The sequence below is a fragment of the Streptomyces sp. NRRL S-340 genome (genome assembly GCF_000720185.1).
Taxonomy (GTDB): domain Bacteria; phylum Actinomycetota; class Actinomycetes; order Streptomycetales; family Streptomycetaceae; genus Streptomyces.
On record NZ_JOIY01000011.1, the window covers coordinates 134,760 to 161,242 of the forward strand.

The window sequence follows — 26,483 nt, forward strand, 5'->3', positions numbered from 1 at the left end:
CGGGCGGCGCCATGGTGCTGTACCCTCGGCGGCTCACCAGTAGTCAAATTTGAGGAATCAGCGTCGCCGTGCAGAGGATCTTCCCGGCAACACCGCCCGACCTCTCCGAACTCGCCCGCTGCTGTGCCGTGTTCCTGCCTTCGGACCCCGCGCGCACCGGCCGGGTCGCCTTCTGGCGGCCCGACGGCTCGGCTCCCGCGGCGCCGGCCGAGGTGCCCGTGACGGACCTGACGGTCGTCCTTCCCCGCGACGACACGGTCGCGCGGGTGACCGTTCCCGCCGTCACTCTCCCCCTGCGGGTGGCCCTGCCCGTCCTCACGCGCGCGCGTGGGGACGGGCAGGGCCACCGGGCCACCGTCTTCTGGGGCGCGGCAGCCGTGCTGGGCCTGCACCTCACGGCGCGCGGCCTGCTGCTGCCGGGCCTGTCGGCGGGCGATCACGACGCCTGGCGCGCGGCCTCGCTGCACGGCGTCGACGCGGAGCAGGTCGAGGCGCTGGCCGCCGCGATGCCGCCCGAGGCGCACGCCGTGCCGCTCGATGACACCGGGCGGCTGCTGCTGCCCGGCCCCGAGCGTCTGCTGCGTGCCTTCCTGGACGCCGTCGCCGACACCTTGCCCCGGTCACCGGCCGCGCCCCTCGTCACGGGCGCGGCGGCCTACGCGGTCCGGGAACCGCAGCACGTACCGCAGCACCGGGCATGGGCGGCCGAGGTGGCCGCGGGCCACGACGCGGGGGTGCGCGTCTCGTTGCGCGTCGAGGTGACGGGGCTGGACACCGCCGGACCGGGCGGCCCGGATCCGCGGTTCCGCGCCGTACTGCAGGTGCACAGTGTGAGCGGCCCCGCGCGGGTCGCCGACGCGGTGCGGATCTGGGACGAGCCCAAGGCCATGGGCGCGACGTTCGGACCGGGGGCCAGGACGGACGTCCTGCTGGCGCTGCGCCGGGCCGTCCGGGCCTGGCCGCCCCTGGCCCCGCTGCTGTCGGCGACCGTGCCGGACACCGTCGAACTCGCCGACGAGGACGTCGCCGGCCTGCTCGGGGAGGGCGCGCGGGCGCTCGCCGCGGCCGGGATGGAGGTGCACTGGCCCGCGGAGACGGCCCGCGGGCTGACGTCGGGTGCGACCGTCGGGCCGCCGGACGGCGCGGACGGTTCCCGGCGCGCCGCGCCGGGGCCCGGAGCGGCGCTGTCCGCCGACGCCCTGCTCGCCTTCGACTGGTGGTTCGCACTGGGCGGTCAGCGGCTCACGCGCGGCGAACTCGACCGCCTGGCGGAGGCGAACCGGCCCCTGGTCAGACTGCGCGACCGTTGGGTGCTCGTCGACCCCGGCGAACTGCGGCGCGCCAGAGCCCGGCAGGACCGGAAGATCACCTCCGTGGAAGCCCTGGGTGCCGCGCTGACGGGCTCCGCCGAGGTCGACGGCGACAGCGTCGAGGTCCGGCCCACCGGGTGGCTGGCAGCTCTGCGGGACCGCCTCACGGGACCGCAGGCCCAGGAGCCCGTCGCACAGCCGGCCGCGCTCGCCGCCCGGCTGCGCGACTACCAGTTGCGCGGCCTGGGCTGGCTGGCACGGATGACGGCCGGCGGACTCGGCTGCTGCCTGGCCGACGACATGGGCCTCGGCAAGACGATCACGCTGATCGCGCTGCACCTGCACCGGCAGCAGGACCCGACGGCCGGCGGCCCGACACTGGTGGTGTGCCCGACGTCCCTGATGGGCAACTGGCAGCGCGAGATCGAGAGGTTCGCGCCGGGTACGCCCGTGCGCCGCTTCCACGGGGCCCGGCGCGACCTGGCGGGCCTCGCGGACGGCGAGTTCGTCCTGACCACGTACGGCACGATGCGCCTGGACGCGCCGCGACTGGCCGAGGTGGCCTGGGGCATGGTCGTGGCGGACGAGGCCCAGCACGTGAAGAACCCGTACTCGGCCACGGCCCGTCAGCTGCGCACCATCGGCGCGGGCGCGCGCGTGGCGCTCACCGGCACCCCAGTGGAGAACAACCTGTCCGAGCTGTGGGCGATCCTCGACTGGGCGACTCCGGGTCTGCTCGGCCGGCTCGGCACCTTCCGCAGCCGGTACGCGCAGGCCGTCGAGAGCGGACGGGACCCGGCCGCCGCCGAACGCCTCGCGCGGCTGGTCGGACCGTTCCTGCTGCGCCGCCGCAAGTCGGATCCGGGTATCGCGCCCGAACTGCCGCCGAAGACCGAGACCGATCACGCCGTCGCGCTGACCGCGGAACAGGCCGGGCTGTACGAGGCCCTGGTGCGCGAGACGCTCGCCGAGATCTCCGGCGCGGACGGCATGGCCCGGCGCGGACTGGTCGTGAAGCTGCTGACCGGCCTGAAGCAGATCTGCAACCATCCGGCGCAGTTCCTCAAGGAGGAACGGTCCGTGCTCACCGGGCGGTCGGGGAAACTCGAGCTGCTGGACGAGCTGCTCGGCACCATCCTCTCCGAGGACGCGAGCGTGCTGGTCTTCACGCAGTACGTGCGGATGGGGCGGCTGATCGAACGCCACCTGGCGGCGCGCGGGGTACGGCCGCTGTTCCTGCACGGCGGCACACCGGTCGCCGAGCGGGAGGCGTCGGTCCGCCGTTTCCAGGACGGCGAGGTCCCGGTGTTCCTGCTGTCGCTGAAGGCCGCGGGCACGGGACTGAACCTCACGCGCGCGGAACACGTCGTGCACTACGACCGCTGGTGGAACCCGGCGGTCGAGGCGCAGGCCACCGACCGGGCGTACCGCATCGGTCAGCGCCGGCCCGTGCAGGTGCACCGGCTCATCGCGGAGGGCACGGTCGAGGACCGCATCGCCGACCTGCTGCGCCGCAAGCGCGGCCTCGCGGAGGCGGTCCTCGGATCCGGTGAGTCCGCGCTGACCGAACTGACCGACGCCGAACTGGCCGCGCTGGTGGAGCTGCGAGGAGGGCCCCGATGACCGACCACGACACCGACCCGGAGCGGACCTTCGCCGCGCTGCCTCCCGCGCAGGGACGCGGATTCGCGCAGACCTGGTGGGGTCACGCCTGGCTGAAGGCGCTGGAGGACACGGCGCTGGACGGACAGCAGGTGCGGACCGGACGGCGCCTCGCCCGCTCGGGAGCGGTGGGCGCGGTGTCGGTGCGCCCCGGCCGCATCACCGCCGTCGTGCACGACCGGGACCGCACGGCGCACCGTGCGGACGTCCTGCTGGAGCGGTTGTCCGACGCCCAGTGGGCCCGGTTCCTCGACCTGGCCGTGGAACGGTCCGGGCACCTGGCGGCCCTGCTCGACCGCGACCTGCCTCCCCATCTCGTCGAGGACGCCTCGGCCGCCGGCATCGAGCTGCTGCCGGGGATCGGCGACCTGGAACCGCGGTGCGACTGCGAGGCCTGGGACCACTGCGGGCACACGAGCGCGCTGTGCCACCTCGTGGCCCGCCTCCTGGACCAGGATCCTTTCGTGCTGCTGCTGATGCGCGGCTGCGACGAGCGCACCCTGTTCGGCGAGCTGCGCGCGCGGGACGCCGCGCGGGACGAGGCACCGAGCGCGCCGGAGGGCGTGGACGCAGCGGCGGCCTACGCACCGGGACGCACCCTGCCGGCGTTGCCGCCTCCGCCCGGGCCCCTGGCCGGACCGGGCCTGCCGCCGTCGCTCGGCACCGACGCGGCACCGCCGCCCGGGGTCGACCCGGCCGCCCTGGAGTTCCTGGCCGCGCACACCGCGGCCACGGCTCACAGGTGGCTCGTCGGGGTACGGGAGGCCGCGCCCCCCGGCTATCCGGCGGACGACGGCCTCACGGCCGCGCAGGACGCCGTGCGCCTTGCCGCGGGCCGGTGGGAGGGCATCGACGGCACCGGCCACCCCGGGGGCGCGGACGACGTCCTGCTGGACCGGCTGGCAAAGGGCTCGGGACGGAGCAGGGCACAGCTCGCGCGGGCCGTGCGGGCCTGGCTCGCGGGCGGCGCCGCCGGGCTGTCCGTGCTGGAGGAGGAGTGGACCCCCGACGGCGAGGCACAGGCCCGCGCGCGTGCCGCACTGACGTCGGCCTGGGAGGAGGACCGGCCCTCGCTGCGGGCCACGGGCAACCGGTGGACCGTCGTCGGTACGGCCCACCAGCTCCGGCTCGGCCAGGACGGCCGTTGGTGGCCCTTCCACAAGGAGAACGGCCACTGGGAGCCGGCCGGCGCCGCCGCCCAGGACCCTGCCACCGCACTCGCCACCGCACAGGGCACCCCCGCGGGGGACACGCCGCCGCAGGACGCGGCAGCACAGGAGACCACCGCACCGGACCCCGCCCTGGAAGGCCCCTGACCACGCGCCCCGACCGCGTGAAGGGCCGGCACCGCGCGTGCGTCGCCCGAGCCGGCACGTGCCCGCCTGAGACAGCCCGGTCCGGCGCAGTAGGGGTTGGTCGCGGGGGCTGATGCGGGGGGCCGTGCCGTCCGGGGCAGGGGATGCCCCTTCCCCGGACGGCGGCGCGCCCGGCCGTCCCCAGGCCGACCGCCCGCGGACGCCCGTCGTTCACCCGCCCGTCGGCGGCCGTTGCACGTGTGGCCCGACGCTGGCCGCAGTCAGCGCACTTGTGTTCCCAGGAGGCCCGATGTCCTCGCACGCCCCCGGCCGGCGGCGCGTCCACCGTTCTCTCGCGGCGGGGCTCCCGCTCGCCCTGCTCGCCGCGCTCGCCGCCGCCGGCACGGCAGCGGCCACCCCCGCCGGCGCTGCCGGGGCCGCGCGGACGGACCGCACCGGCGACGCCCGCGTGATCCGCACGGCGACGCTCCCGGACATCCCGCTCGGCGCGTTCAGCAACGGACTGCTGCCCGGCACGGTGGACGACGACCGGGGCGTGGACCTGGGTGGCATCGGCAGCGACATCTACCCGGCTGGCCGCAAGGGCGAGTTCTGGACCGTCACCGACCGCGGGCCCAACGGCCAGATCAAGGTGGCCGGAAAGAAGCGCCGTACGTTCCCCGTGCCGGGCTTCGACCCGGCGATCGTGAAGATCCGCGTGTCGGGCGACAAGGTGCGGGTGCTGGACGCGATCCCCCTGACGACAGCCTCCGGCAGGGCGGTCACCGGCCTGCCCGACCAGGCGGGCCGCGACGAGGCGCCGTACTCCTACGACGCCCGGACAGCGCTGGCGTACGACCCGGACGGTCTGGACACCGAGGGCATCGTCCGGGCGGCGGACGGCTCGTTCTGGCTCGTCGACGAGTACGGACCCTCCCTCGTCCACGTCTCCGCGCGCGGGAGGGTGCTCACGCGTTACGTGCCCGAGGGACTGGGCCTGACCGGCGCGGACTACCCGGTGGTGGAGGCACTGCCGTCCGTCCTCCTGCACCGGAAGACGAACCGCGGCTTCGAGGGTCTGGCGCAACTGCCGGGCGGTGACCTGGTGATGGCCCTGCAGAGCCCGCTGTCGCTGCCCGACGCGGACGCGGGCGACGCCTCGCGCACGACCCGGCTGCTGCGCTTCTCGCCCGGCGAGCGGGCGGTCACCGCCGAGTACGCGTACCGCTTCGACCCGGTGGACGTGGTCGATCCCGGCGAGGACGACACCTCCGAGCTGAAGATCTCCTCAGTGGTCGCGGTGGGCCCCGACCGGCTGCTGGTGGAGGAGCGCACCGACAGGACGGCGCGGCTGCACCTGGTGCGGCTGGAGCGCCGGGCGGACATCCTCGGCGGCCGGTGGGACGACGACACCGCCTCGCCGTCTCTTGAACAGCTCGACGACCCGGCGGCGGCCGGTGTGCCGGTGCTGCGCAAGCGGCTGGTCGTGGACCTGGGCGGGGTCCCCGGGGTGCCGGGGAAGATCGAGGGGGTCGCGCGCGTGGACGACCGGACGCTCGCCCTCGTCAACGACAACGACTTCGGGATGACGGACGGCGCGGAGGCGTTCGACGCGCGGGGGCGTCTGGTGGACAGCGGTGTCGAGACGACGGTGACCTACGTGCGGCTGCCGCACCGCATCTGAGGCCGCGTCGCCGGGTGGGGTGCACGCGCGCGTGCACCCCACCCGGCGTCCCGGCTCAGCCCCGGGCGCCCAGCAGGTGGTCCATGGCGAGCTGGTCGAGGTGCTCGAAGGCCATGCCGCGCGCGGCGGCGGCGTCGGTGTCGAAGTCCTCGTAGGCGGACCGGTCGGCCAGCAGCGCCTGCACGCCGTCGGCGGCGGTGGGCTGGGCGAGCTGGTCGAGGCGGGCCGCGCGCAGCGCTTCCTGGACCTCGGGGTCGGCCCGGAAGGCGGCGGCGCGCTCCTTGAGGATGAGGTAGTTGCGCATGCAGCCGGCCGCGGAGGCCCACACGCCGTCGAAGTCCTCGGTGCGCGGGGGCTTGAAGTCGAAGTGACGCGGGCCGTCGTAGCCGGCGCTCTCCAGCAGGTCGACGAGCCAGAACGCGGCGCGCAGGTCACCGGCGCCGAAGCGCAGGTCCTGGTCGTACTTGATGCCGGACTGGCCGTTGAGGTCGATGTGGAAGAGCTTGCCCGCCCACAGGGCCTGGGCGATGCCGTGCGGGAAGTTCAGACCGGCCATCTGCTCGTGGCCGACCTCCGGGTTGACGCCGTACATCTCGGGGCGTTCCAGGCGCTCGATGAAGGCCAGGGCGTGGCCGACGGTGGGCAGCAGGATGTCGCCGCGCGGCTCGTTCGGCTTGGGCTCGATCGCGAAGCGCAGGTCGTAGCCCTGGGAGGTGACGTACTCGCCGAGCAGGTCGAAGGCCTCCTTCATCCGGTCCAGTGCCGCGCGCACGTCCTTGGCCGCCCCGGACTCGGCGCCCTCCCGGCCGCCCCAGGCCACGTAGGTCTTCGCGCCCAGCTCCACCGCCAGGTCGATGTTGCGGATCGTCTTGCGCAGCGCGTAGCGGCGCACGTCGCGGTCGTTGGCGGTGAACGCGCCGTCCTTGAAGACGGGGTGCGTGAAGAGGTTGGTGGTGGCCATCGGGACCGTCATGCCGGTCGCTTCCAGGGCCTGCCGGAAACGCTTGACGTGGGCCTCGCGCTCGCTGTCCGAGGACCCGAAGGGGATCAGGTCGTCGTCGTGGAAGGTCACGCCGTACGCGCCCAGTTCGGACAGGCGCTGGACCGACTCGACCGGGTCGAGGGCGGGGCGGGTGGCGTCGCCGAAGGGGTCCCGTCCCTGCCAGCCGACGGTCCACAAACCGAACGTGAACCGGTCCTCGGGGGTGGGCTGGTAGTTCATGCCGCGGCTCCTTGCTCGCTTGCGACTATTTCGTCATGGCGATTTACAAATTAGTATGCCGACGCGTCCCCGGGAAGGGACAACGGGGCGCCGACCGGTCCGCAGCGGCCGGATCAGCCCCCGGCGCAGCAGGAAAACCGCAGGTCAGACCTCCATGAGCCGCGAAAAAAGAGGAGAGCCGATGTCAGCAGCCGAGGGTCCGCTCGTCGTCGGTGTGGACTCGTCCACCCAGTCCACCAAGGCGCTCGTCGTCGACGCGGCCACCGGTCGGGTCGTGGCGAGCGGCCAGGCACCGCACACGGTCTCCACCGGAGCCGGCCGGGAGAGCGACCCGCGCCAGTGGTGGGAGGCGCTGGTCGCGGCGCTGCACCAGTGCGGGGACGCGGCGCACGAGGCCTCCGCCGTGTCGATCGGCGGCCAGCAGCACGGGCTCGTCACCCTGGACGCGCACGGGGACCCCGTACGGCCCGCCCTGCTGTGGAACGACGTGCGCTCGGCCCCGCAGGCGCGCCGGCTGGTGGCCGAGCTGGGCGGCCCGAAGGCCTGGTCGGACCGTACGGGCAGCGTGCCGGGCGCGTCCTTCACGGTCACCAAATGGGCCTGGCTCGCCGAGCACGAGCCGCAGGCGGCTCGGTCGGTGGCGGCCGTGCGCCTGCCGCACGACTACCTGACCGAGCGGCTGACCGGCCAGGGCACCACCGACCGCGGTGACGCCTCGGGGACGGGCTGGTGGGCGTCCGCCGACGAGGCGTACGACGAGGAGATCCTCACCCGGGTCGGCCTCGACCCCGCTCTGCTGCCCCGGGTGGTGCGCCCGGGGGAAGTGGCCGGGACGGTGCGCGACATCCACGACCTGCCGTTCTCCAAGGGCACCCTGGTGGCGCCCGGCACCGGGGACAACGCCGCCGCGGCGCTCGGCCTCGGGCTGCGCCCGGGCACCCCGGTCCTCAGCCTCGGTACGTCGGGCACGGTCTACGCGGTCTCCGAGCACCGCCCCGCCGACCCTTCCGGCACGGTGGCGGGCTTCGCCGACGCGCGCGGCGACTGGCTGCCGCTGGCCTGCACCCTCAACTGCACGCTCGCCGTCGACCGGATCGCCACGCTGCTGGGGCTCGACCGCGAGGCCGTCGAGCCCGGCGCCGGCGGCGTCACCCTGCTTCCCTACCTCGACGGCGAACGCACCCCCGACCTGCCGAACGCCTCCGGCCTGCTGCACGGGCTGCGCCACGACACGACCGCCGGACAGCTGCTGCAGGCCGCCTACGACGGGGCCGTCCACTCCCTGCTCGGCGCGCTGGACCTGGTGCTGGACCGGGACGCCGACCGCACCACCCCCCTGGTCCTGATCGGCGGGGGCGCCCGGGGCACGGCGTGGCAGCAGACCGTACGCCGGCTCTCGGGGCGCCCGGTGCGCATCCCCGAGGCCAGGGAACTGGTCGCGCTGGGGGCCGCGGCCCAGGCGGCCGGGCTGCTGACCGGTGAGGACCCGGCCGCGGTGGCCCGCCGCTGGAGGACGGCCGACGGGCCGGTGCTCGACCCGGTGGAGCGGGACGAGGCGACGCTGGAGAGGATCTCCGGGGTACTCTCCGACGCGGCGCCGCTGCTGGAGCGGGGGACGCGGGAGCACTGACAGGACCGGCGGGGCCGCGGCCGGGCACGACCGTGCGGCCCCGCCGCCGTACACCGACCGAGGACGACGCAGGCATGACCGCACCGCTGAACGAGCCCCGCCCGACCGGTCCGGGACGTGCGCTGTCCGACACCCAGCAGGGCATGCGCCGCCGCAACCTCGCCCGGGTCCTGCACACCGTCAGCGCCGAGGGGCCGCTGTCGCGGGCCGCGGTCGCCTCGCGCATCGGGCTCACCCGTGCGGCGGTGTCGACGCTGGTCGACGAACTCGTCCGCTCGGGGCTCCTGGAGGAACTGGGGCCCGAGCGGCCCGGCCGGGTGGGCCGCCCCGGTTCGGCGCTCGCCGTCAGCGGACGCGGACCGGCCGGGATCGGGGCGGAGGTCGGCGTGGACCACCTCGCGGCCTGCGTGGTCGACCTGCGCGGGACGGTCCGGGCACGGGCCGTACGGCACGGCACGAACCGGGGACGCGCCCCGGAACCGGTGGCCGAGGACCTCACCGCGCTCATATCCCAGGTCGTCGCCGAGGCGGAGGAGCAGGGTCTGTGGCCGGCGGGAGTCGCCGTCGCCGTGCCGGGCCTGGTCGCGCGGGACGGCCGCACCGTCGTCCGGGCCCCCAACCTGGACTGGCGCGACACCGACCTCGGCACCCTGCTGCCCGGCGCCTACCCCCTGACGGTGGACAACGAGGCGAACTTCGGCGCCCTGGCCGAACTCTGGCTCGGCGTGGACACGCCGCCGGACTTCCTGCACGTGTCCGCGGAGATCGGCATCGGCGCGGCGCTGGTGGTCGACGGCCGGCTGCTGCGCGGCACCCGCGGCTTCGCCGGCGAACTGGGGCATGTCCCGGTCGAGCCGGAGGGACCCGCGTGCCCGTGCGGCGGCCGGGGCTGCCTGGAGCAGTACGCGGGCGAGGAGGCCGTGCTGCGGGCCGCCGGGATGGCGGCGGGCGAGGGCCGGGTCGGGCTGCTCGCCACCCGCGCCGCCGCGGGGGACGAGGACGTACGGCGGGCCCTGCACGACGCCGGAAGGGCGCTCGGTGTGGCCCTGACCGGCGCGGTCAACCTCCTCGACCCCCGGTCCGTCGTGCTCGGCGGGGCGCTGGCCGGGCTCGCTCCCTGGCTGCTGCCCGCGCTGGAGACCGAACTGGACCGGCGCACCGCGGGACCGGCCTGCCCGGTGACCGTCTCACGGTTCGGCCCCGAGGGCCCGCTGCTCGGCGCCGCGCACTCGGTGGTCCGAGCCGTTCTCGACGACCCGGCGGCAGTGGCCGAACGCGCCTGAAACCCGGCGCAGTTCACTCGTCCGAGTGGTGGCGTTGTCCACAATTCACCTCCCGTCCACGGATCCTTGCCGGGCTCTTCTGCCCAACCCCTGCGCGCCGTACCGTGATTCACGCGAGGCGCCGCCCGCGGGCACACGACGGCGACCCGCACCCACCCGGTCGCACCACCGCCACCGAGGTGTGCGACACCAACCGGACACGCGGCCGGGCTCCGCACGGAGCGCCCGGCTGTGCGCGAGACTCACCGCCACCGGCGGACACACCCCCACGAAACCGCACGGACTTCTACGGAACGCGAACCTCCTCGGAACACGGACCTCCACGAAGAACGAGCCCCCGAGACAAGCGGGACTCCCCCCACACGAGAAAGGTCGTCGCCCATGGACCGGGCAGGATCCCAGCCCAGCCGACGGCGCCTCCTGAAGGGCGCCGCCCTCGCCGCCGTCCCCGCCGCCCTGCTCCCCGCCGCCCGCGCCACCGCGCGCCCCCGTCCCCTGGCCGCCGACTACCCGCCCACCGACTGGCAGCCCGCCTCGAGTTCCAACTACACGGCGTCCGACCGGCCCACCAGCTACTCCCTCGACCGGGTGATCATCCACGTCACCCAGGAGACCTACGCCAACACCCTGGCCATCTTCCAGAACCCGCAGAAGAAGGTGTCCGCGCACTACCTGGTCCGGTCCGCCGACGGACACATCGCCCAGTGCGTCCGCGAATCGGACATCGCCTGGCACGCGGGCAACTGGGACTACAACACCCACAGCATCGGCATCGAACACGAAGGGTGGGTGGACAGACCGGCGTACTTCACCGACGCACTCTACGAGCAGTCGGCCCGGCTCACCTCGGCGATCTGCGACCGGTACGGGATCCCCAAGGACCGCACGCACATCATCGGGCACTACGAGGTGCCGGGCACGGACCACACCGATCCCGGGCCGAACTGGGACTGGGTCCGTTACCTGAGAATGGTCAACTTCGACTGACCGGGGCCGTCCGCCCGCCCGCGCGGCGCCCGGCCCGCGCGCGGCCGCGCCGGGCCACCCGCGCGCTGCGCGTGCGGCGGGCCCCCGGGCGGAGCACGCTGGAAGCCCGCACCCTCGGGGCATGCCGCCGGCGTGCGGCGCGAGCGGACGGACCGGCGCGGCCGAAGGAGGTCCCAGTGGCGCACGGCGATCCCGGACGGACCGTGGACGAGACCTCGGCAGCCATGCTGGAGGCGCTCTTCACCGGCTCACCGGTCGGACTCCATCTGCTGGACCCCGAGCTGCGGGTGGTGCGGCTGACCACCGGGGCGACCGCCGTGCGGGGAAAGTCCGCCGGTGATCCGACCGGGCGGCCGATGCGCGAGGTCTACCGCATGGTCGAGGACAACGGCATGGAGGCCGCGCTGCGTGAGGTGCTGAAGACCGGCGAGCCCCTGCGGCAGCGGCTGGTGCGGGCGCGTGTCGAAGGGGATCCGCCCGAGGAGCGCTGCTTCGAGACGACCGCCATGCGTCTGGAGAGCCGGCGAGGGGAGGTACTGGGTGTGGCGGTCACCGCGGTCGACGTCACCGAACGCGAACGGGGACGAGCCCGCACCAGGGTCCTCGACGCCGTACGGCGCCGGGTGGGGCGGACGCTGGACCCGGTGGTGACCGGTGAGGAGCTGGTGGAGGCCGTGGTCCCGCAGTTCGCGGACATCGCGGTCGTGGAGGTGGTGGAATCGGTGATCCGGGGCGACGAGCCGCCGCCGGCCCCGCTGCCGCCGGGCACACCGCTGATGCGCACCGCCTTCCGCAGCCGCACCGCGCACCCGCCGCAGGCGCACCCGGTCGGCGACGTGCGGCGGCTGCCGGCGCCCACGCCCTTCACCCAGGCCCTGACCGACCTGCGCCCCCGGATCGTCCCGCTGCACCCGGGGGCCGAGTGGATGCCCGCCGACCCGCCGCGCACGCACGCCATGCGCTCCGCGGACACCCATACGCTGCTGGTGGTGCCGCTGGCCCTGCGGGACACGGTCCTGGGCCTGGTCAGCCTGTACCGGTCGGGTGACTCGCCGCCGTTCGACACGGGTGACCGGCGGCTCGCGGTCGAGGTGGCCGCGCACACCGCCCTGTGCGTCGACAACGCCCGGCGCTTCATCCGCGAACACACCATCGCCGCCACGGTCCAGCGCCGGCTGCTGCCCCGCCGCCCCGAGTCCCACGCGTCACTGGAGACCGCCTACCTGTCGGTCACCGGCGCCGATCCCGGCGCCTGGTACGACACCATCGCCCTGTCCGGCGCCCGTACCGCGCTGGTGGTGGGGAACGTCTCGGGACGGGGGCTGAACGCGGCGGCCGGCATGGGCCAGCTGCGCACGGTGCTGAGGTCGCTGTCGGCGTTCGACCTGCCTCCCGACGAGCTGCTGGCCCGGCTGCACGACACGGCGGCCCATCTGGCCCGGGAACGGGCGAGTCTGCCGCCGGGTGATCCCCTGCGCCGGGAGGCGCTCACGGCGAACTGCGTGTACGCGGTCCATGATCCGCTGACCGGTACCTGCGTGATGGCTGCGGCCGGTGAGCTGGCGCCCCTCGTGATCCGTCCCGACCGCACCGTCAGCGTCCCCGACACACCGGCCGGACCGCCCCTGGGCGTGGCGGAGGACTCACCGTTCGCGACCACCGAGATCGACGTGCCCGCCGGGAGCGTGCTGGTGTTCACCAGCCACCCCCTGGTCACGGCCTACCTCGCCGATTCCTGCCGGCGGCTGCGGGCCTTCTCGGACTATGCCGAGCGGCCGTTGCAGGACCTGTGCGACGCCCTCGTCTACGCCCTGCCGGACAGCCTCGGTGCGGGGGACGCCGCGGTGATCGTCGCCCGCACCCGGCCCTTCCCGCCCGGCGCGTTCGCCGACTGGCGGCTCGACGACGACCGTGCGTCGGTGGCGACCGCCCGCGCCCGCGCCCGCGCCCAGCTCGCCGAGTGGGGCGTGGACGAGGAGACCGCCTACCAGACGCAGGTCATCGTCAGCGAACTCGTCACCAACGCGCTGCGGTACGGGAGCGCGCCGATCGAACTCCGGCTGATCCACGACCGTACGCTCACCTGCGAGGTGCGCGACGCGGGCCAGGCCGCTCCGCACCTGCGCCACGCCCGGACCGCCGACGAGGGCGGACGCGGCCTGTTCGTCGCCGCCCGGCTGGCCCGGGCCTGGGGCGTGCGGTACACGGCGGCGGGCAAGACCGTGTGGACCGAGCAGTCCCTGCCGGACGACGACCACTGACGCGCCGCTCCGCTACGCTGACCGCGCCCCTCCGCGTGCGCGCCTGCGGTGCCCTTCCGGGGCCACCGCATCGCGGTACGCGGCCCGCCGGCGATCTCCGGAGCCGCCCGATGCAGGTCCGTCGTGTCGTCCCCAACGTCCGTTCCGAGGCCCTGGAGGAGAGTGCGGACTTCTACGGACTCCTGGGCTTCGAGGAGGTCATGAACCACGGCTGGATCCGGACGCTCGCCTCCGCGGTGAACCCGGCCGCGCAGATCAGCTTCATGGGTGAGGACCGGACGGCTCCCGTCACGCCCGACCTGAGCATCGAGGTCGACGACGTCGACGCGGCGCACGCCGCGCTGCGGGAGCGCGGCGCGGAGATCGTGCACCCGCTCACCGACGAGGAGTGGGGTGTACGCCGGTTCTTCGTCCGGGATCCCAACGGCCGCGTCGTCAACGTGCTGGGACACCGCTGACGGCAGCCGGGGACACGCGAAGACACCCGAAGGAGTGCGTTTTCCCGTCCGTCGCCGTGCCGTCGGCCGCCGGTCACCGCCCGGGCCGCCGGCTTCTGCTGCACTTCCCTGAGTCCAAACGGAGTTGACGAGGCATCAGGGGGCAGGGTGAGCACAGCGGGACGTGTGGTGAGGCGCCGCGCCGGGCGGTTCGCGGCGGTGGTGACCGTTCTCCTCGCCGGCGGCGCACTGACGGGAACGGCCCACGCGGGAACGGCCCACGCGGGAACGGCACAGGGCGGGCCGGGAGCGGGCCTCGCGGGCTCGGCGGGACGGACCGGTGGCACGCACCGCGCCGAGGAGATCGCACCGGGTGTGGAGTACCGCGAGATCGACCTTTCCGGGGCCCACGGGAAGGCCCGCGCGCACCTGGTCAGCGTCGATCTGGACAACAAGCACGTCCGCGTCGGCCTGCTGCACCCGGGCGCCGTGGCGGCGCGGAGCACCGTGTCCCGGCTCGCCGACTCCCAGGGAGCACTCGCCGGCGTCAACGGCGACTTCTTCGACATCACCGAGACCCAGCACCCGGGCGTCCCGGCGACCGGTTCCTCGGTCGGCCCGGAGATCGCGGACGGGAAGGCACTCAAAGCCGCCGTGCCGCGCGGGCAGCGCTTCGGGCCCGCCCTGCCGTCCGGCACCACCACCGAGGACGTGCTCGGCGTCGGCACGGACCGTACGGCCCGCCTCGACCGGCTGGCCCTGTCGGGCTCGGTGACCACGCCCGAGGCGGAGCTGGGGCTCGGCGGGTTCAACCAGTACGCGCTGCCGGTCGGTTCGATCGGCGCGTACACCTCCGACTGGGGCGGTCTCTCCCGGGAACGGGCCGTGTGCGGCACGGACGGGGACCGCGGCGCTCCGTGCAGCACGGACACCTACGAGGTGACGGTCAGGGACGGGCGGGTCGTCGCGACGGCCGGCAGACCCGGCAGCGGCGGCATTTCCCCGGGCACCACGGTCCTGGTGGGCAGGGAGGCGGGCGCGCAGCGGCTGCGCAAGCTGTCGAAGGGCGAGTCGGTGAGCGTCGGGCACCGCCTGACGGCGGCCTCCGGCCGGGCGTACACCTTCGCGATCGGGGGGTTCCCGGTCCTGCGCGGGGGCGCCGCGCTGCCGGGGCTCGACGGCACGACGTCGGCCGTGCGCACCGCCGCGGGAATCGCGGACGGAGGGCACCGGCTGCTGCTCATGGCGCTGGACGGCGCGTCCGAGTACCGCGCCGGCCTGACCGTCGCGGAAGTCGCCTCCACCCTGCGGGACCTGGGGGCGACGGAGGGGTTCAACCTGGACGGCGGCGGCTCCAGCACGCTGGTCGCCCGGAAAGCGGGCGCGGGGGCGGTCAGCGTCCTCAACCATCCCAGCGGGGGCGCCGAACGAGCGGTCGCGAACGGGGTCGGGGTGTTCCCCGGCGCGTGAGGCGCACCCCCCGGCTGAGGGGTGCGCTCGGAGCAGGGGAACGGGCCCCGGGCCGGCCGGGGCCGAGGGTCTTGGAGCTGCGGACAACACTGGGCCCCGGCGCCCGGCACGCGCCCTCGCCGCGTTGCCGGAAGGCACCTGGCAGCTCCGCCACAAGGACCTTCCGGCGCCTTGCGACCGCACGCACCGGACACCGCCCGCTGACCGGAACCCACTTTCGTCCGCAGTTCTCAGGGCCGCAGGCTGCTGACCATCTCGGCGGTGACCACCAGGCAGTCGTGGATGGTGGGGGCCATGCTGGAGCCGGCGAGGAAGAAGCCGAGCAGACCGCAGACGAGGGCGTGCGAGAACTTCAGCGAGCAGTTGCGCACGAAGATGATCGCCAGGATCGCGAGCAACAGCACCACAGAGATGGAAATGGCCACCGTCAACCTCCTCCGCCACGCCCACTTCGCGGCTTTCGGCCGCAAGTGTGGCGTAGCGGAGGGTTCGTCCGGGCGGCTGACGTGTCCGCCGAACGTGTGGTTCTGCGGCCGGACTACGGCCGGCTCACCGCCACGTCTTCCGGCCCTCGCGCGCGTCCAGGAAGGATTCCAGGCCGGCCAGGTCGTCGGTGTTGAGGTGGTCGACGCCGGCGGAGAGGAGTTCGGCCCAGAGCGCGTCGCGGGCCGGACCGGCCTCGTCCGGGGTGGCCCAGAACCGCACCTTCTGTCCGCGGGCGTGCGCCTGGCCGACGATGCCGCGCAGCGTGCGCCGCTCGGCCTGCGGGAAGGGGCCGGAGCCCAGCCAGGTGAAGGTCGACGTCCAGTTGTCGCTGATCAGCGGGACGAAGGAAGCGGGTGCCGGGCCGCCGAGGTCGGTGAGCCGGCCGTCGTAGAAGGCCCGGCGTACCGTCTGCGCCTCCATGGGCGCGCGGGCCGCGCGGTCGCCGGAGATCACGGCGGTGACGGGGCCGGGGCGGACGCGCCCGTGCGCGTACGTGGTGAACAGGTGCCGGTGGCGCGTCAGGTGACGGTCGAGTGCGAGGTAGGTGGCGGCGCCCTCCGTCTTGATGTCGATCAGTAGTTGCAGGGGCCTGGGCCATCCCCGGTGGACCCAGCCGTGGTTGGCCCTGACGCGGGCGGCCAGCGGGTCGAGGTAGAGGGATGCGAGGGTGCGCCGGGGGTCGAGGCCGGCCGGGTCGTGGGCGACCAGAAGCTCGCCGTCGACGAGGTAGACGTCGGCCTCGACGCTGTTGAAGCGGTGGTCGAGGGCGTCCAGCAGGGGCCGCGGGTGTGCGTAGTCGTTGTGGGCGTGGGCGTGCCACAGCGGATGCGGGCCGCGCCGCCCTTCACCTGCGGCGGCGTGCGCGGCGGGCAGCGCCACGGTGCCCGCGAGGGCGGCGCCGAGGGTGGTGAGGGCTCTGCGACGGGTGGTGAGGGCCATGCTCTGCCTCCCTTGGGGAGCGTACGGGGGACGTACGGGACCTCCGGGGAGTATGCGGGGCGCGGGTGCGCGATCGGCGGGCGCCGGTGAGGAGTTGGCCGGATGGTACGCGTCCGTTCACCCGTCGGCGGCGGGCGCCGCGAAGGCCCGTCCCCACGGCGGACGAGGGGGACGGGCCTGTCGGGGCACCGATCAGGGAGCCTGCCCGTGCGCGGCGGCTGCCGGGGCGCCGGTCAGGGCGCCGGTTCGTGCGCGGCGGGCGGCCCTGGGAGGTCGACGAGGGAGGCCAGCGCTTCGCGGTGGGCGCCCGCGGTGCCGTAGGCGATCGAGTCGGCCTTGGCCCGCTTCAGGTACAGGTGGACCGGGTGTTCCCAGGTCATGCCGATGCCGCCGTGCAGTTGAAGGGCCTCTTCGGCGGCGTGCACGGCGACGGTCGCCGCGTAGGCCTGGGCGACGGCGACCGCCACGTCGGCGTCCTCGCCGCGGGCGAGCGCGTCGGCCGCGTTGCGTGCGGCGGCGCGCAGGTTGACGGTTTCCAGCCACAGCTGGGCGAGCCGGTGCTTGAGCGCCTGGAAGCCGCCGACCGGCCGGTTGAACTGCTTGCGCTCCTTGAGGTGACGCACGGTCTCCGTCAAGGCCCAGTCGGCCAGGCCGAGTTGTTCGGAGGCGAGCAGTCCGGCACCGGCCCGCAGGGCACGGCGCACGGCGGGTCCGGCATCGCCCAGCCGGCGGCCCTCGGCCCCGTCCAGCCGCACGCGTGCCACCGGGCGGGTCAGGTCCAGGGACACCTGTGCGGTGACGGTCGCGGCCGGGGCCTCCACCGCGTACAGGCCTCCGTCGTCGGCGGGCACCAGCAGCACGTCGGCGACCGCCGCGTCGGCGACGGCGGTCACCTCCCCGGTCAGGAGGCCGTTGCCCCGCCGTACGACGGCGCAGGGGGCGCCCGGAGCCGTGTGCAGGCCGACGGCGAGCGCACCGATCGACGCGGCCGACGCCAGCTCGGCGAGGAGGTCGTCCGCCCCGCACGCCAGCAGCGCCTCGGTGGCCACGACGGCGCTCGTCAGATAGGGCACGGGCGCCACCGCGCGGCCGAGTTCCTCCACCACGACGGCGGCTTCCCGGTGGGTGGCACCCTGGCCGCCCAGTTCCTCGGGCACCAGCAGGCCCGCGAGGCCCATGCCGTCGGCGAGCGTCTTCCACAGGGGGAGGTCGTGCGGGGTGTCCGACTCCGCCCGCGCGATCACGTCCGCCGGCCGGCAGTGATCGGTGAGCAGGTCGCGTACGGCGGCGCGCAGCGCCTCTTCCTCCTCGGAATGGAGGAGGTCCGGCTGGGTGCTCATCGGGCCAGGTCCTTCCAGGCGACGCCCTTGTCGGTGCGCGGTTCGGCGGGCAGGCCCAGCACGCGTTCGGCGACGATGTTCAGCAGGATCTCGCTGGTCCCGCCCTCGATGCTGTTGCCCTTGGACCGCAGGTAGCGGTAGCCGGCGTCGCGACCGGTGAAGTCGACGAGTTCGGGACGGCGCATGGTCCAGTCGTCGTACAACAGCCCCTCCTCGCCGCGCAGTTCCACTTCCAGGCCGCTGATCTCCTGGTTGAGGCGGGCGAAGGCGAGCTTCATGCCGGAGCCCTCGGGGCCGGGCTGTCCAGCGGCGAGCTGCTGGCGCAGCCGCTCACCGGTGAGGCGGGCCACCTCCGCCTCCACCCACAGCTTCAGCAGCCGCTGGTGCAGGTCGTGGGTGCGCAGACCGGGACGTTCGCGCCACGTGCGGGCGACCGGGCCGATCATGCCGCCTTCGCGGGGCAGGCGCATGCCGCCGATGGAGACGCGCTCGTTCATCAGCGTGGTCTGCGCGACCCGCCAGCCGTCGCCGACTTCCCCGAGGCGGTGCGAGTCGGGGATGCGGACGCCGGTCAGGAAGACCTCGTTGAACTCGGCCTCGCCGGTGATCTGGCGCAGCGGCCTGACCTCCACGCCGGGGTCGGTCATGTCGCACAGGAAGTAGGTGATGCCCTGGTGTTTGGGCAGCCCGGGGTCGGTGCGGGCGATGAGGATGGCCCAGCGGGCCAGGTGGGCGCTGGAGGTCCACACCTTCTGCCCGTCGACCACCCAGTCCCCCGCGCCGTCGCGGACGGCGCGGGTGCCGAGCGCGGCCAGGTCGGATCCGGCGCCGGGCTCGCTGAAGAGCTGGCACCAGACCTCCTCACCGGTCCACAGCGGCCGCAGGAAGCGCTGTTTCTGCTCGTCGGTGCCGTAGCGCAGGATGGTCGGGGCGGCCATGCCGAGGCCGATGCCGATGCGCCGGGGGTCGTTGTCGGGGGCGCCCGCCGCCTCCAGTTCGGCGTCCACGACGGCCTGCAGGGGGCGCGGGGCGCCGAGGCCGCCGAGGCCTTCGGGGAAGTGCACCCAGGCCAGGCCCGCGTCGAAGCGGGCACGGAGGAAGTCGAGGCGGTCGGTGCCGCGCGGCGGATGCGCGGCGAGCAGTTCGCGTGTGCGGCGGCGCAGTCCGTCCGCGTCGAGGGGGTTGCCACTCATGCGGCGGCTCCTTTCTCCGGTGCGGGCACCACGGCGATCCGTCCGGTGGTGACACCGTCGGCGACCCGCTGCACGGCGTCCGCGGCGCCGTCCAGCGGCACCCGCTCGCTCACCAGCGGCTTGATCGCGCCCCGGGCGGCCAGTTCGGTGAGCTGGTCGTGGCAGTGCCGGACGAGCTGAGGATTCCTGGTGTTGTACAGGCCCCAGTGCAGGCCGAGGATCGAGTAGTTCTTGACGAGGGCGTGGTTCAGGGCCGGACTGGGGACGGTCCCGCCGGCGAAGCCCACGACGACGATCCTGCCCTCGAAGGCGACGGCCTTGGCGGACTGGGCGTACGCCTCGCCGCCGACCGGGTCGTAGACCACGTCGGCGCCCCGGCCGCCGGTGGCCTCCTTGACGGCGGCGACGACGTCCTCGCCGCGCCGGTCGACGACGACGTCGCAGCCCAGCTCACGGGCCACGGCCGCCTTGGCGGGGCCGCCGACGACACCGATGACGGTGGCACCGGCCGCCTTGCCGAGCTGGACGGCCGCGCTGCCGACGCCGCCGGCCGCTGCGTGCACGAGCAGCGTCTCCCCGGCCTCGATGCGGGCCCGGCGGTGCAGGCCGAACCAGCCCGTCTGGTAGCCGATGTGCAGGGCCGCGGCCTCGGCGTCGTCGAGCGACCGGGGGGCGGGCAGCAGGGCGGCCGCGTCGGCGACGGCGTACTCGGCGAAACCGCCGTGGGGCAGCGCCGGGGTGGCGAGGACCCTGCGGCCGTCCTCGGTCTCCGCGCAGATCTCCACGCCCGGGGTGAAGGGCAGCGGCGGCCGGACCTGGTACTGCCCCCGGCACAGCAGCGCGTCCGGGAAGTTGATGTTGGCCGCCCGCACCGCGAGCAGGACCTGGCCCTCGCCCGGCGTGGGCCGGCCGGTCTCCTCCAGGCGCATCACCTCGCCCGGCTCGCCGTTCTCGTGCACTCGCCATGCCCGCATGCGCCGCCTCCACAGGTACTGGGTCAGGAACCGCGTCGTCCGTCCGGTCGACGGCATACTAAGCGGTCGCTTGCTCTCAGGGGAACAGGCTTCCCGGGCGGACACGGAACCCGGCCCGGCACGGGGCACCCGGGCGCGCACGCCGCGCTCGGGCGCGGGACGGACCGCCTTCCGCGCGGTCTCCCCGGTCGGGCCGGGCCGCCGGGAACCGACAGGCCCGCCGGAAGAACCCCCAGGGGGCGAGCCCCCTCAGTCGTCCTCGCCGCCGGAGCCGCGCCGCGACGGCCGCGCCCGTACGTGCATCCGCTCCCCCTGCGGGCCGAACAGGCTCAGGAACTCCACCGGACCCTCCCCCGTCGAACCGAACCAGTGCGGCACGCGTGTGTCGAACTCGGCGGCCTCCCCCGCCGCGAGCACCACGTCGTGGTCCCCCAGCACGATCCGCAGCCTCCCGGACAGCACGTACAGCCACTCATAGCCCTCGTGGGAGCGCGGGACCGGTTCCTCCTTGCGCTGCGGTTCGAGCACCTTGTACGCCTGCAGACCGCCGGGCTGCCGGGTCAGCGGCCAGTGCGTGCGCCCGCCGCGCACGATCGGCTTGGCACGCACCCGGGGGTCCCCGACCGGGGGCGCGCCGACCAGTTCGTCGAGCGGCACCTGATGGGCCTGCGCGATCGGCAGCAGCAGTTCCAGGCTGGGCTTGCGCAGGCCGGACTCCAGCCGCGAGAGGGTGCTGACGGAGATTCCGGTCGTCTCCGACAGGGCCGCCAGGGTCACCTCCCGCTCCCTGCGGATCCGCCGCAGTCTCGGTCCCACACCCGCCAGTACGTCGTCCGTCGTCATCCAGCCATTGCAGGTTCGGCAAACGCGTTTGTCAATCCCGCAGCCTTCGCGCGACTGTCGTGCGGGAGAGGGAGGTGGTCACCATGACCGAGACCGAGAACGCCGCCGGGGCCCAGGGACACGGAGTCGCCGCCGGGGCCGAGGGACACGAAGTCGTCGTCGTCGGGGGCGGCGCGGCCGGGCTGTCCGCCGCGCTGGTGCTCGGCAGGGCACGGCGGCGCACGCTGGTCGTCGACGCGGGCGAGCCGCGCAACGCGCCTGCCGCGCACATGCAGGGTTTCCTGACCCGGGACGGGATGTCACCGGCCGAGTTCCTGGCCGTCGGCCGGGAGGAGATCGCACGGTACGGGGTCGCTCTGGTCCGGGACCGGGCGGTCGACGCCGTACGGGACGCGGACGGCGAGTTCGACGTGACCCTGGCGAGCGGACGCACCGTCCACGCCCGGCACCTGGTCCTCGCCACCGGGCTGCGGGACGAACTGCCCGGGATCGCGGGCCTGGCCGAGCGGTTCGGCCAGGACGTGCTCCACTGCCCCTACTGCCACGGATGGGAGGTGCGCGACCGGGCCTTCGGCGTGCTCGCCACCACCCCGCTGAGCGTGCACCAGGCGCTGATGGTGAGCCAGTGGTCCAAGGACGTGGTCCTGTTCCTGCACCAGGTCGGCGAGGACGAACTGTCCGACACCGACCTGCGCAGGCTCGCGGCGGCGGGCGTGAAGGTCGTTCCGGGCGAGGTGACGGAGGTCGTCAGCGGATCCGGGCGGCTCACCGGGGTCCGGCTCGCGGACGGGGCGACGCACCCCCGCGACGTCCTGTTCGTCGCGCCGCGCGCGGTCCCGCGCAACGACCTGCTGCTGCGGCTGGGCGCGGAACTGCGCGAGACACCGTTCGGCGCCTACCCGGTGATCGACGAACGGGGCCTGACCACCGTTCCGGGTCTGTGGGCGGCGGGCAACGCCAGCGGTTTCGCCGAGCAGGTGATCAACGCGGCCAGCCGTGGCTACCGCGCCGGCACGGCGATCAACGGCGAACTGCTCTTCGCCGACCTGGACGCGGCGATCGGGGCACCGGGGGCCGCGGAGGCGGAGCGGCCCGCGAAGGCGTAGCCCGCGCCCTGGGGCGCCGGCACGCCCCCCACGTCCGCGCCCGGGACAGCGGCCCGCTCCCGCCGCGCGCGGGACAGCGGCGCCGGGAGGGCGCGCCACCGGCCCGCCCGGCCCGTCCCCCGCGCACACGCCCCCGCACCACACACCGGCGCGGGGGTGTAGGAGCGCGTCCCGCGGTGCACCCTTACTGCATGTTGCTCGCCCGGCTCGCACAGGTTTCCCAGGAGGTCGCCGCCGCCTCCGCACGGTCCCGCAAGACCGCCCTGCTCGCGGAGCTGTTCCGGGAGGCGTCGGCGCAGGACGTGCCGATCGTCATCCCGTACCTGGCCGGCAGGCTCCCGCAGGGGCGGATCGGCGTCGGGTGGAAGGCGCTCGGCCGCCCGGTGCCGCCGGCCGCCGAACCGTCCCTCACCGTGCGGGAGGTGGACGCCCGGCTCAGCGAGCTGGGCAAGGTCTCCGGGGCCGGTGCGCACAGCGAACGCGCCCGGCTGGTGGCCGGGCTGATGGGCGCGGCGACGCAGGACGAGCAGCGGTTCCTGCGGGGGCTGCTGACCGGTGAGGTCCGTCAGGGCGCGCTGGACGCGGTCGCGACGGAGGGGCTGGCGGCGGCGACGGGCGCCCCGGCGGCGGACGTACGGCGGGCGGTGATGCTGGCGGGGTCCTTGCAGACGGTGGCGCAGGCGCTGCTGGCCCAGGGCCCGCCGGCGCTGGAGCGCTTCCGGCTCACCGTGGGCCGTCCGGTGCTGCCGATGCTGGCGCACAGCGCCTCCTCGGTCGCGGAGGCCGTGGAGAAGCTGGGCGCCTGCGCCGTGGAGGAGAAACTGGACGGGATCCGGGTCCAGGTGCACCGCGACGGCGGCACCGTCCGGATCCACACCCGCACGCTGGACGACATCACCGACCGGCTGCCCGAGGTGAGCGCGGCCGCCCTGGAGCTGCCGGGCGAGCGGTTCGTCCTGGACGGCGAGGTGCTCTCCTTCACCGCCGACGGCCGGCCGCGCTCCTTCCAGGAGACCGCCGGACGCGTCGGCTCCCGGCTGGACGTGACCACGGCCGCCGGGGCGGTTCCCGTCTCGCCGGTCTTCTTCGACGCCCTGTCGGTCGGCGACCGTGACCTCCTCGACCTGCCGTTCGCCGAGCGGCACGCCGAGCTGGCCCGGCTGGTCCCCGAGCCGATGCGGGTCAGACGGATGCTGGTGGCCGGGCCCGAGGACGTCGGCCGGGCGGAGGACTTCCTGGCGGACACCCTCGGGCGCGGTCACGAGGGCGTGGTCGTCAAGGCGCTCGACGCGCCTTACAGCGCGGGCCGGCGCGGCGCTTCCTGGCTGAAGGTGAAGCCGGTGCACACGCTGGACCTCGTGGTGCTGGCCGCCGAGTGGGGGCACGGCCGCCGCACCGGCAGGCTGTCCAACCTGCACCTGGGCGCCCGGACCGCCGACGGCGGCTTCGCGATGCTCGGCAAGACGTTCAAGGGCATGACCGACGCCCTGCTGGCCTGGCAGACCGGGCGGCTCCGGGAGCTGGCCGTCGAGGAGAAGGCGTGGGGCGTGGTCGTACGCCCCGAACTGGTCGTCGAGATCGCCTACGACGGCCTGCAGCGCTCCACCCGCTACCCGGCGGGCGTCACCCTGCGCTTCGCCCGGGTCGTGCGCTACCGCGAGGACAAGCGCCCCGAGGACGCGGACACCGTGCAGACGCTGCTGGCCGCGCACCCGGAGGTACGGCCGTGACCGAGGCACGGGGCGGAGGGGACCGGCGGAGCAGGCGGAGCGCCGGGCTGCTCCTCTTCCGGCGCACCGGAGCGGAAGACCTGCGGTGCGGCGGGAGGGACGGCGCCCGGCGCACCGGCGCGGAAGACGGCGGCCTGGAGGTGCTGCTCGGCCACATGGGCGGCCCGTTCTGGTCCCGCCGCGAGGCGGGCGCCTGGACCGTGCCCAAGGGCGAGTACGCGCCGGACGAACCCGCGCTGTCGGCCGCCCGGCGCGAGTTCCGCGAGGAGCTGGGCGTGGCGCCGCCCGACGGCCCGGCGCTGCCGCTGGGCGAGGTCCGGCAGGCGGGCGGCAAGACGGTGACCGTCTGGGCGGTCGAGGGCGATCTCGACCCGGCGGAGGTCGTCCCCGGCACCTTCACGATGGAGTGGCCGCCGCGCTCCGGGCGGACGCGGGAGTTCCCGGAGCTGGACCGGGTGGCGTGGCTCGGCCTCGACCGTGCCCGTGCGGTGATCGTCACCGCACAGAGCGCGTTTCTCGACCGGCTGGCGGAGCACTCGCGCTGAGGAGGGCCGCACGCGTTGCGGCGGGCAGCGCGGCGCGCGAAGGTCGAAGCACAGCCCGCTTGCAGGGAGGTCAGCCATGTCCATCGCCACGGTGAACCCGGCCACCGGCGAGACGATCAAGACGTACGAGGCCATGGACGAGGAGGAGACCGAGCGCCGGCTCCAGCTCGCCGAGGCCACCTTCCGTACGTACCGGACGACGTCCTTCGCCGAACGGGCCGCTTTGATGAACCGGGCCGCCGAGCTGCTCGACGAGGACCAGCAGGAGATCGGCCGGGTCATGACCACCGAGATGGGCAAGCCGGTCAAGCAGGCGCGTGCGGAGGCCGCCAAGTGCGCGAAGGCGATGCGCTGGTACGCCGAGCACGCCGAGGAACTGCTCGCCGACGAGGAACCGGCCGCCGCCGACGTCGAGGACTCCGGGGCCTCGCGCGCCCTGGTGCGCTACCGGCCGCTGGGGCCGGTGCTCGCGGTGATGCCCTGGAACTTCCCGCTGTGGCAGGTGGTGCGGTTCGCGGCCCCCGCGCTGATGGCCGGGAACGTGGGCCTGCTCAAGCACGCCTCGAACGTGCCGCAGACCGCCCTGTACCTGGAGGACCTGTTCCACCGGGCGGGCTTCCCCGAGGGCTGCTTCCAGACGCTGCTGATCGGCTCCGGTGCGGTCGACGACATCCTGCGCGACGAGCGGGTGAGGGCGGCGACCCTGACCGGCAGCGAACCGGCGGGCCGGGCGGTGGCGTCCACCGCCGGGGAGATGATCAAGAAGACGGTGCTGGAGCTGGGCGGCAGCGACCCGTTCGTCGTGATGCCGTCCGCCGACATCGACCGGGCCGCCCAGGTCGCGGTGACCGCGCGGGTGCAGAACAACGGGCAGTCGTGCATCGCCGCCAAGCGGTTCATCGTGCACACGGACGTCCACGACGCCTTCGCCGAGCGGTTCGTGGCCGGCATGCGGGCTCTGCGGACGGGCGACCCGATGCGGGAGGACACCGAGGTCGGGCCGCTCGCCAGCGAGCGGGGCCGGGCCGACCTGGAGGAACTGGTCGACGACGCCCGTCGCGGCGGGGCGGCCGTCCTGTGCGGCGGCGAACGGCCCGCCGGCCCCGGCTGGTACTACCCGCCGACCGTACTGGCCGGCATCACCCGGGAGATGCGCATCCACCGCGAGGAGGCCTTCGGCCCGGTCGCCACGCTGTACCGCGCCGCCGACCTGGACGAGGCGGTGCTGATCGCCAACGACTCGCCGTTCGGCCTGAGTTCCAATGTGTGGACGCGGGACGAGGCCGACGTGGACCGGTTCGTACGGGACCTGGAGGCGGGCGGGGTGTACGTGAACGGGATGACCGCCTCGCACCCGGCTTTCCCGTTCGGCGGGGTGAAGCGCTCGGGGTACGGACGTGAGCTGTCCGGGCACGGAATCCGCGAGTTCTGCAACATCACCACGGTGTGGCACGGAGCGTGAGGCTTCCGCGGCTACGATCGCCTTTGTGAACCGCGAAGTGACACTCCCTCTGATCGTCGACGACCGCGGTACCTTGCAGGTGGCCGCGGCCGACGTGAGCAAGCTGCTGCGGACGGTGGGCGGCCGGTGGCTGCGGCTGGTGGAGGCCGGGCAGGAGGGGCTCGACGAGGACACGGTGGCCGCCCTGACCATCGAACTGGCCAAGCTGGCCGACCGTATCGACGTGGCGTGCATCGCGCACAGCAGCGGAGCGGCTTCGGGCTGAGGCGCGCGACGCGGGCGGCACCGGGGCGGGCGACCTCACCACGGCCGTCGGACGGGCGGCGCGGCCCCCGCAACGCCCGGCGGCGCGACCGCACCTGGCGGGGCACCGCACCGCACTTCCCGGGGCGTCGCGCCCCGGCCGCCACGCCGACCGCACCGCACCGCCCCGCGCCCCCCCCGGCCGGCCTCGCGGCCCCACCGCACCGAACCGCCCGGCGCATCGCCCCCGGCCGGCCTCGTCGGCCGCACCGCCCCCCCCCGGGCCCACAGCCGCACCGCCGGGCGCCGCGCACACCGCGCCTGCCGGCCGCCTCGCCGGCCACACCGCGCCCTCCCCTCCCCGCGACCCCGGCCCCACCC

Annotated in this window: 21 protein-coding genes; 14 read left to right on the plus strand and 7 right to left on the minus strand. The window is 74.8% G+C overall.

The annotated features are described in order from the left end of the window. Positions 1–68: 68 nt before the first annotated feature. The 3 genes from IG64_RS11565 to IG64_RS11575 all read left to right on the plus strand — a co-directional run bounded on the left by IG64_RS11565 (position 69) and on the right by IG64_RS11575 (position 5,951). Positions 69–2,933, plus strand: coding sequence for a DEAD/DEAH box helicase (locus IG64_RS11565; RefSeq protein WP_037854737.1), 2,865 nt, complete (start codon positions 69–71; stop codon positions 2,931–2,933). Continuing rightward, positions 2,930–4,288 carry an SWF or SNF family helicase gene (locus IG64_RS11570; RefSeq protein ID WP_078883937.1) on the plus strand — a complete coding sequence of 453 codons (1,359 nt, stop codon included), beginning with the start codon at positions 2,930–2,932 and terminating at the stop codon, positions 4,286–4,288. Before IG64_RS11565 ends, IG64_RS11570 begins: the two co-directional genes overlap by 4 nt. A 289-nt stretch (positions 4,289–4,577) precedes the next feature. Continuing rightward, complete coding sequence (locus tag IG64_RS11575) at positions 4,578–5,951, plus strand: esterase-like activity of phytase family protein (RefSeq protein WP_037854738.1); 1,374 nt, start codon at positions 4,578–4,580, stop codon at positions 5,949–5,951. A 55-nt stretch (positions 5,952–6,006) separates the two neighbouring features. Here IG64_RS11575 and xylA read toward each other — a convergent pair whose 3' ends face one another. Then, positions 6,007–7,173, minus strand: a complete 1,167-nt coding sequence (gene xylA, locus IG64_RS11580) for a xylose isomerase (protein ID WP_037854740.1) — start codon at positions 7,171–7,173, stop codon at positions 6,007–6,009. A 181-nt stretch (positions 7,174–7,354) separates the two neighbouring features. On the opposite strand from xylA, the gene xylB reads away from it, so the two are divergent. The 6 genes from xylB to IG64_RS11610 all read left to right on the plus strand — a co-directional run bounded on the left by xylB (position 7,355) and on the right by IG64_RS11610 (position 15,241). Then, positions 7,355–8,803, plus strand: a complete 1,449-nt coding sequence (gene xylB, locus IG64_RS11585) for a xylulokinase (RefSeq protein WP_037854742.1) — start codon at positions 7,355–7,357, stop codon at positions 8,801–8,803. A 74-nt stretch (positions 8,804–8,877) separates the two neighbouring features. Continuing rightward, positions 8,878–10,086 carry an ROK family transcriptional regulator gene (locus IG64_RS11590; protein ID WP_037854743.1) on the plus strand — a complete coding sequence of 403 codons (1,209 nt, stop codon included), beginning with the start codon at positions 8,878–8,880 and terminating at the stop codon, positions 10,084–10,086. 381 nt (positions 10,087–10,467) lie between these two features. Further along, positions 10,468–11,073, plus strand: coding sequence for an N-acetylmuramoyl-L-alanine amidase (locus tag IG64_RS11595; protein WP_037854745.1), 606 nt, complete (start codon positions 10,468–10,470; stop codon positions 11,071–11,073). 176 nt (positions 11,074–11,249) lie between these two features. Further along, positions 11,250–13,334, plus strand: a complete 2,085-nt coding sequence (locus tag IG64_RS11600; RefSeq protein WP_037854747.1) for a SpoIIE family protein phosphatase — start codon at positions 11,250–11,252, stop codon at positions 13,332–13,334. A 110-nt stretch (positions 13,335–13,444) separates the two neighbouring features. After that, positions 13,445–13,792 carry a VOC family protein gene (locus tag IG64_RS11605; RefSeq protein WP_037854749.1) on the plus strand — a complete coding sequence of 116 codons (348 nt, stop codon included), beginning with the start codon at positions 13,445–13,447 and terminating at the stop codon, positions 13,790–13,792. A gap of 342 nt (positions 13,793–14,134) precedes the next feature. Continuing rightward, the gene (locus tag IG64_RS11610) at positions 14,135–15,241 is read left to right on the plus strand and encodes a phosphodiester glycosidase family protein (protein ID WP_420709910.1); all 1,107 of its coding nucleotides are present in this window, start codon (positions 14,135–14,137) and stop codon (positions 15,239–15,241) included. A gap of 230 nt (positions 15,242–15,471) precedes the next feature. Here IG64_RS11610 and IG64_RS38665 read toward each other — a convergent pair whose 3' ends face one another. The 6 genes from IG64_RS38665 to IG64_RS11640 all read right to left on the minus strand — a co-directional run bounded on the left by IG64_RS38665 (position 15,472) and on the right by IG64_RS11640 (position 21,016). Next, a complete protein-coding gene (locus tag IG64_RS38665) occupies positions 15,472–15,666 on the minus strand; it encodes a hypothetical protein (RefSeq protein ID WP_078883938.1) in 195 nt (64 codons plus the stop codon). A 124-nt stretch (positions 15,667–15,790) separates the two neighbouring features. Beyond that, positions 15,791–16,666, minus strand: a complete 876-nt coding sequence (locus IG64_RS11620) for a phosphatidylinositol-specific phospholipase C/glycerophosphodiester phosphodiesterase family protein (RefSeq protein WP_037854757.1) — start codon at positions 16,664–16,666, stop codon at positions 15,791–15,793. 233 nt (positions 16,667–16,899) lie between these two features. Next, positions 16,900–18,006, minus strand: a complete 1,107-nt coding sequence (locus tag IG64_RS11625; RefSeq protein ID WP_037854758.1) for an acyl-CoA dehydrogenase family protein — start codon at positions 18,004–18,006, stop codon at positions 16,900–16,902. Then, positions 18,003–19,199 carry an acyl-CoA dehydrogenase family protein gene (locus IG64_RS11630; RefSeq protein WP_037854759.1) on the minus strand — a complete coding sequence of 399 codons (1,197 nt, stop codon included), beginning with the start codon at positions 19,197–19,199 and terminating at the stop codon, positions 18,003–18,005. Before IG64_RS11630 ends, IG64_RS11625 begins: the two co-directional genes overlap by 4 nt. Next, positions 19,196–20,173, minus strand: a complete 978-nt coding sequence (locus tag IG64_RS11635) for an NADPH:quinone oxidoreductase family protein (protein WP_037854818.1) — start codon at positions 20,171–20,173, stop codon at positions 19,196–19,198. Before IG64_RS11635 ends, IG64_RS11630 begins: the two co-directional genes overlap by 4 nt. A 249-nt stretch (positions 20,174–20,422) precedes the next feature. Beyond that, the gene (locus IG64_RS11640; protein WP_037854761.1) at positions 20,423–21,016 is read right to left on the minus strand and encodes a helix-turn-helix domain-containing protein; all 594 of its coding nucleotides are present in this window, start codon (positions 21,014–21,016) and stop codon (positions 20,423–20,425) included. Between the two features lie 83 nt (positions 21,017–21,099). Between IG64_RS11640 and IG64_RS11645 the strand changes: the two genes are divergently transcribed. The 5 genes from IG64_RS11645 to IG64_RS11665 all read left to right on the plus strand — a co-directional run bounded on the left by IG64_RS11645 (position 21,100) and on the right by IG64_RS11665 (position 26,124). Continuing rightward, positions 21,100–22,122 carry an NAD(P)/FAD-dependent oxidoreductase gene (locus tag IG64_RS11645; protein WP_051812695.1) on the plus strand — a complete coding sequence of 341 codons (1,023 nt, stop codon included), beginning with the start codon at positions 21,100–21,102 and terminating at the stop codon, positions 22,120–22,122. Between the two features lie 191 nt (positions 22,123–22,313). Beyond that, a complete protein-coding gene (locus tag IG64_RS11650; protein WP_037854763.1) occupies positions 22,314–23,852 on the plus strand; it encodes an ATP-dependent DNA ligase in 1,539 nt (512 codons plus the stop codon). Continuing rightward, the gene (locus IG64_RS11655; RefSeq protein ID WP_037854766.1) at positions 23,849–24,397 is read left to right on the plus strand and encodes an NUDIX domain-containing protein; all 549 of its coding nucleotides are present in this window, start codon (positions 23,849–23,851) and stop codon (positions 24,395–24,397) included. The genes IG64_RS11650 and IG64_RS11655 overlap by 4 nt, the downstream gene beginning before the upstream one ends. Positions 24,398–24,473: 76 nt before the next feature. After that, entirely contained in the window at positions 24,474–25,859 is a 1,386-nt protein-coding gene (locus IG64_RS11660) for an NADP-dependent succinic semialdehyde dehydrogenase (RefSeq protein WP_037854767.1), read from the plus strand. A gap of 25 nt (positions 25,860–25,884) precedes the next feature. Then, positions 25,885–26,124 (plus strand): DUF6213 family protein, encoded by a 240-nt coding sequence (locus IG64_RS11665; protein ID WP_028423261.1) that lies wholly within the window; start codon positions 25,885–25,887, stop codon positions 26,122–26,124. The last annotated feature ends 359 nt before the right edge of the window (positions 26,125–26,483 follow it).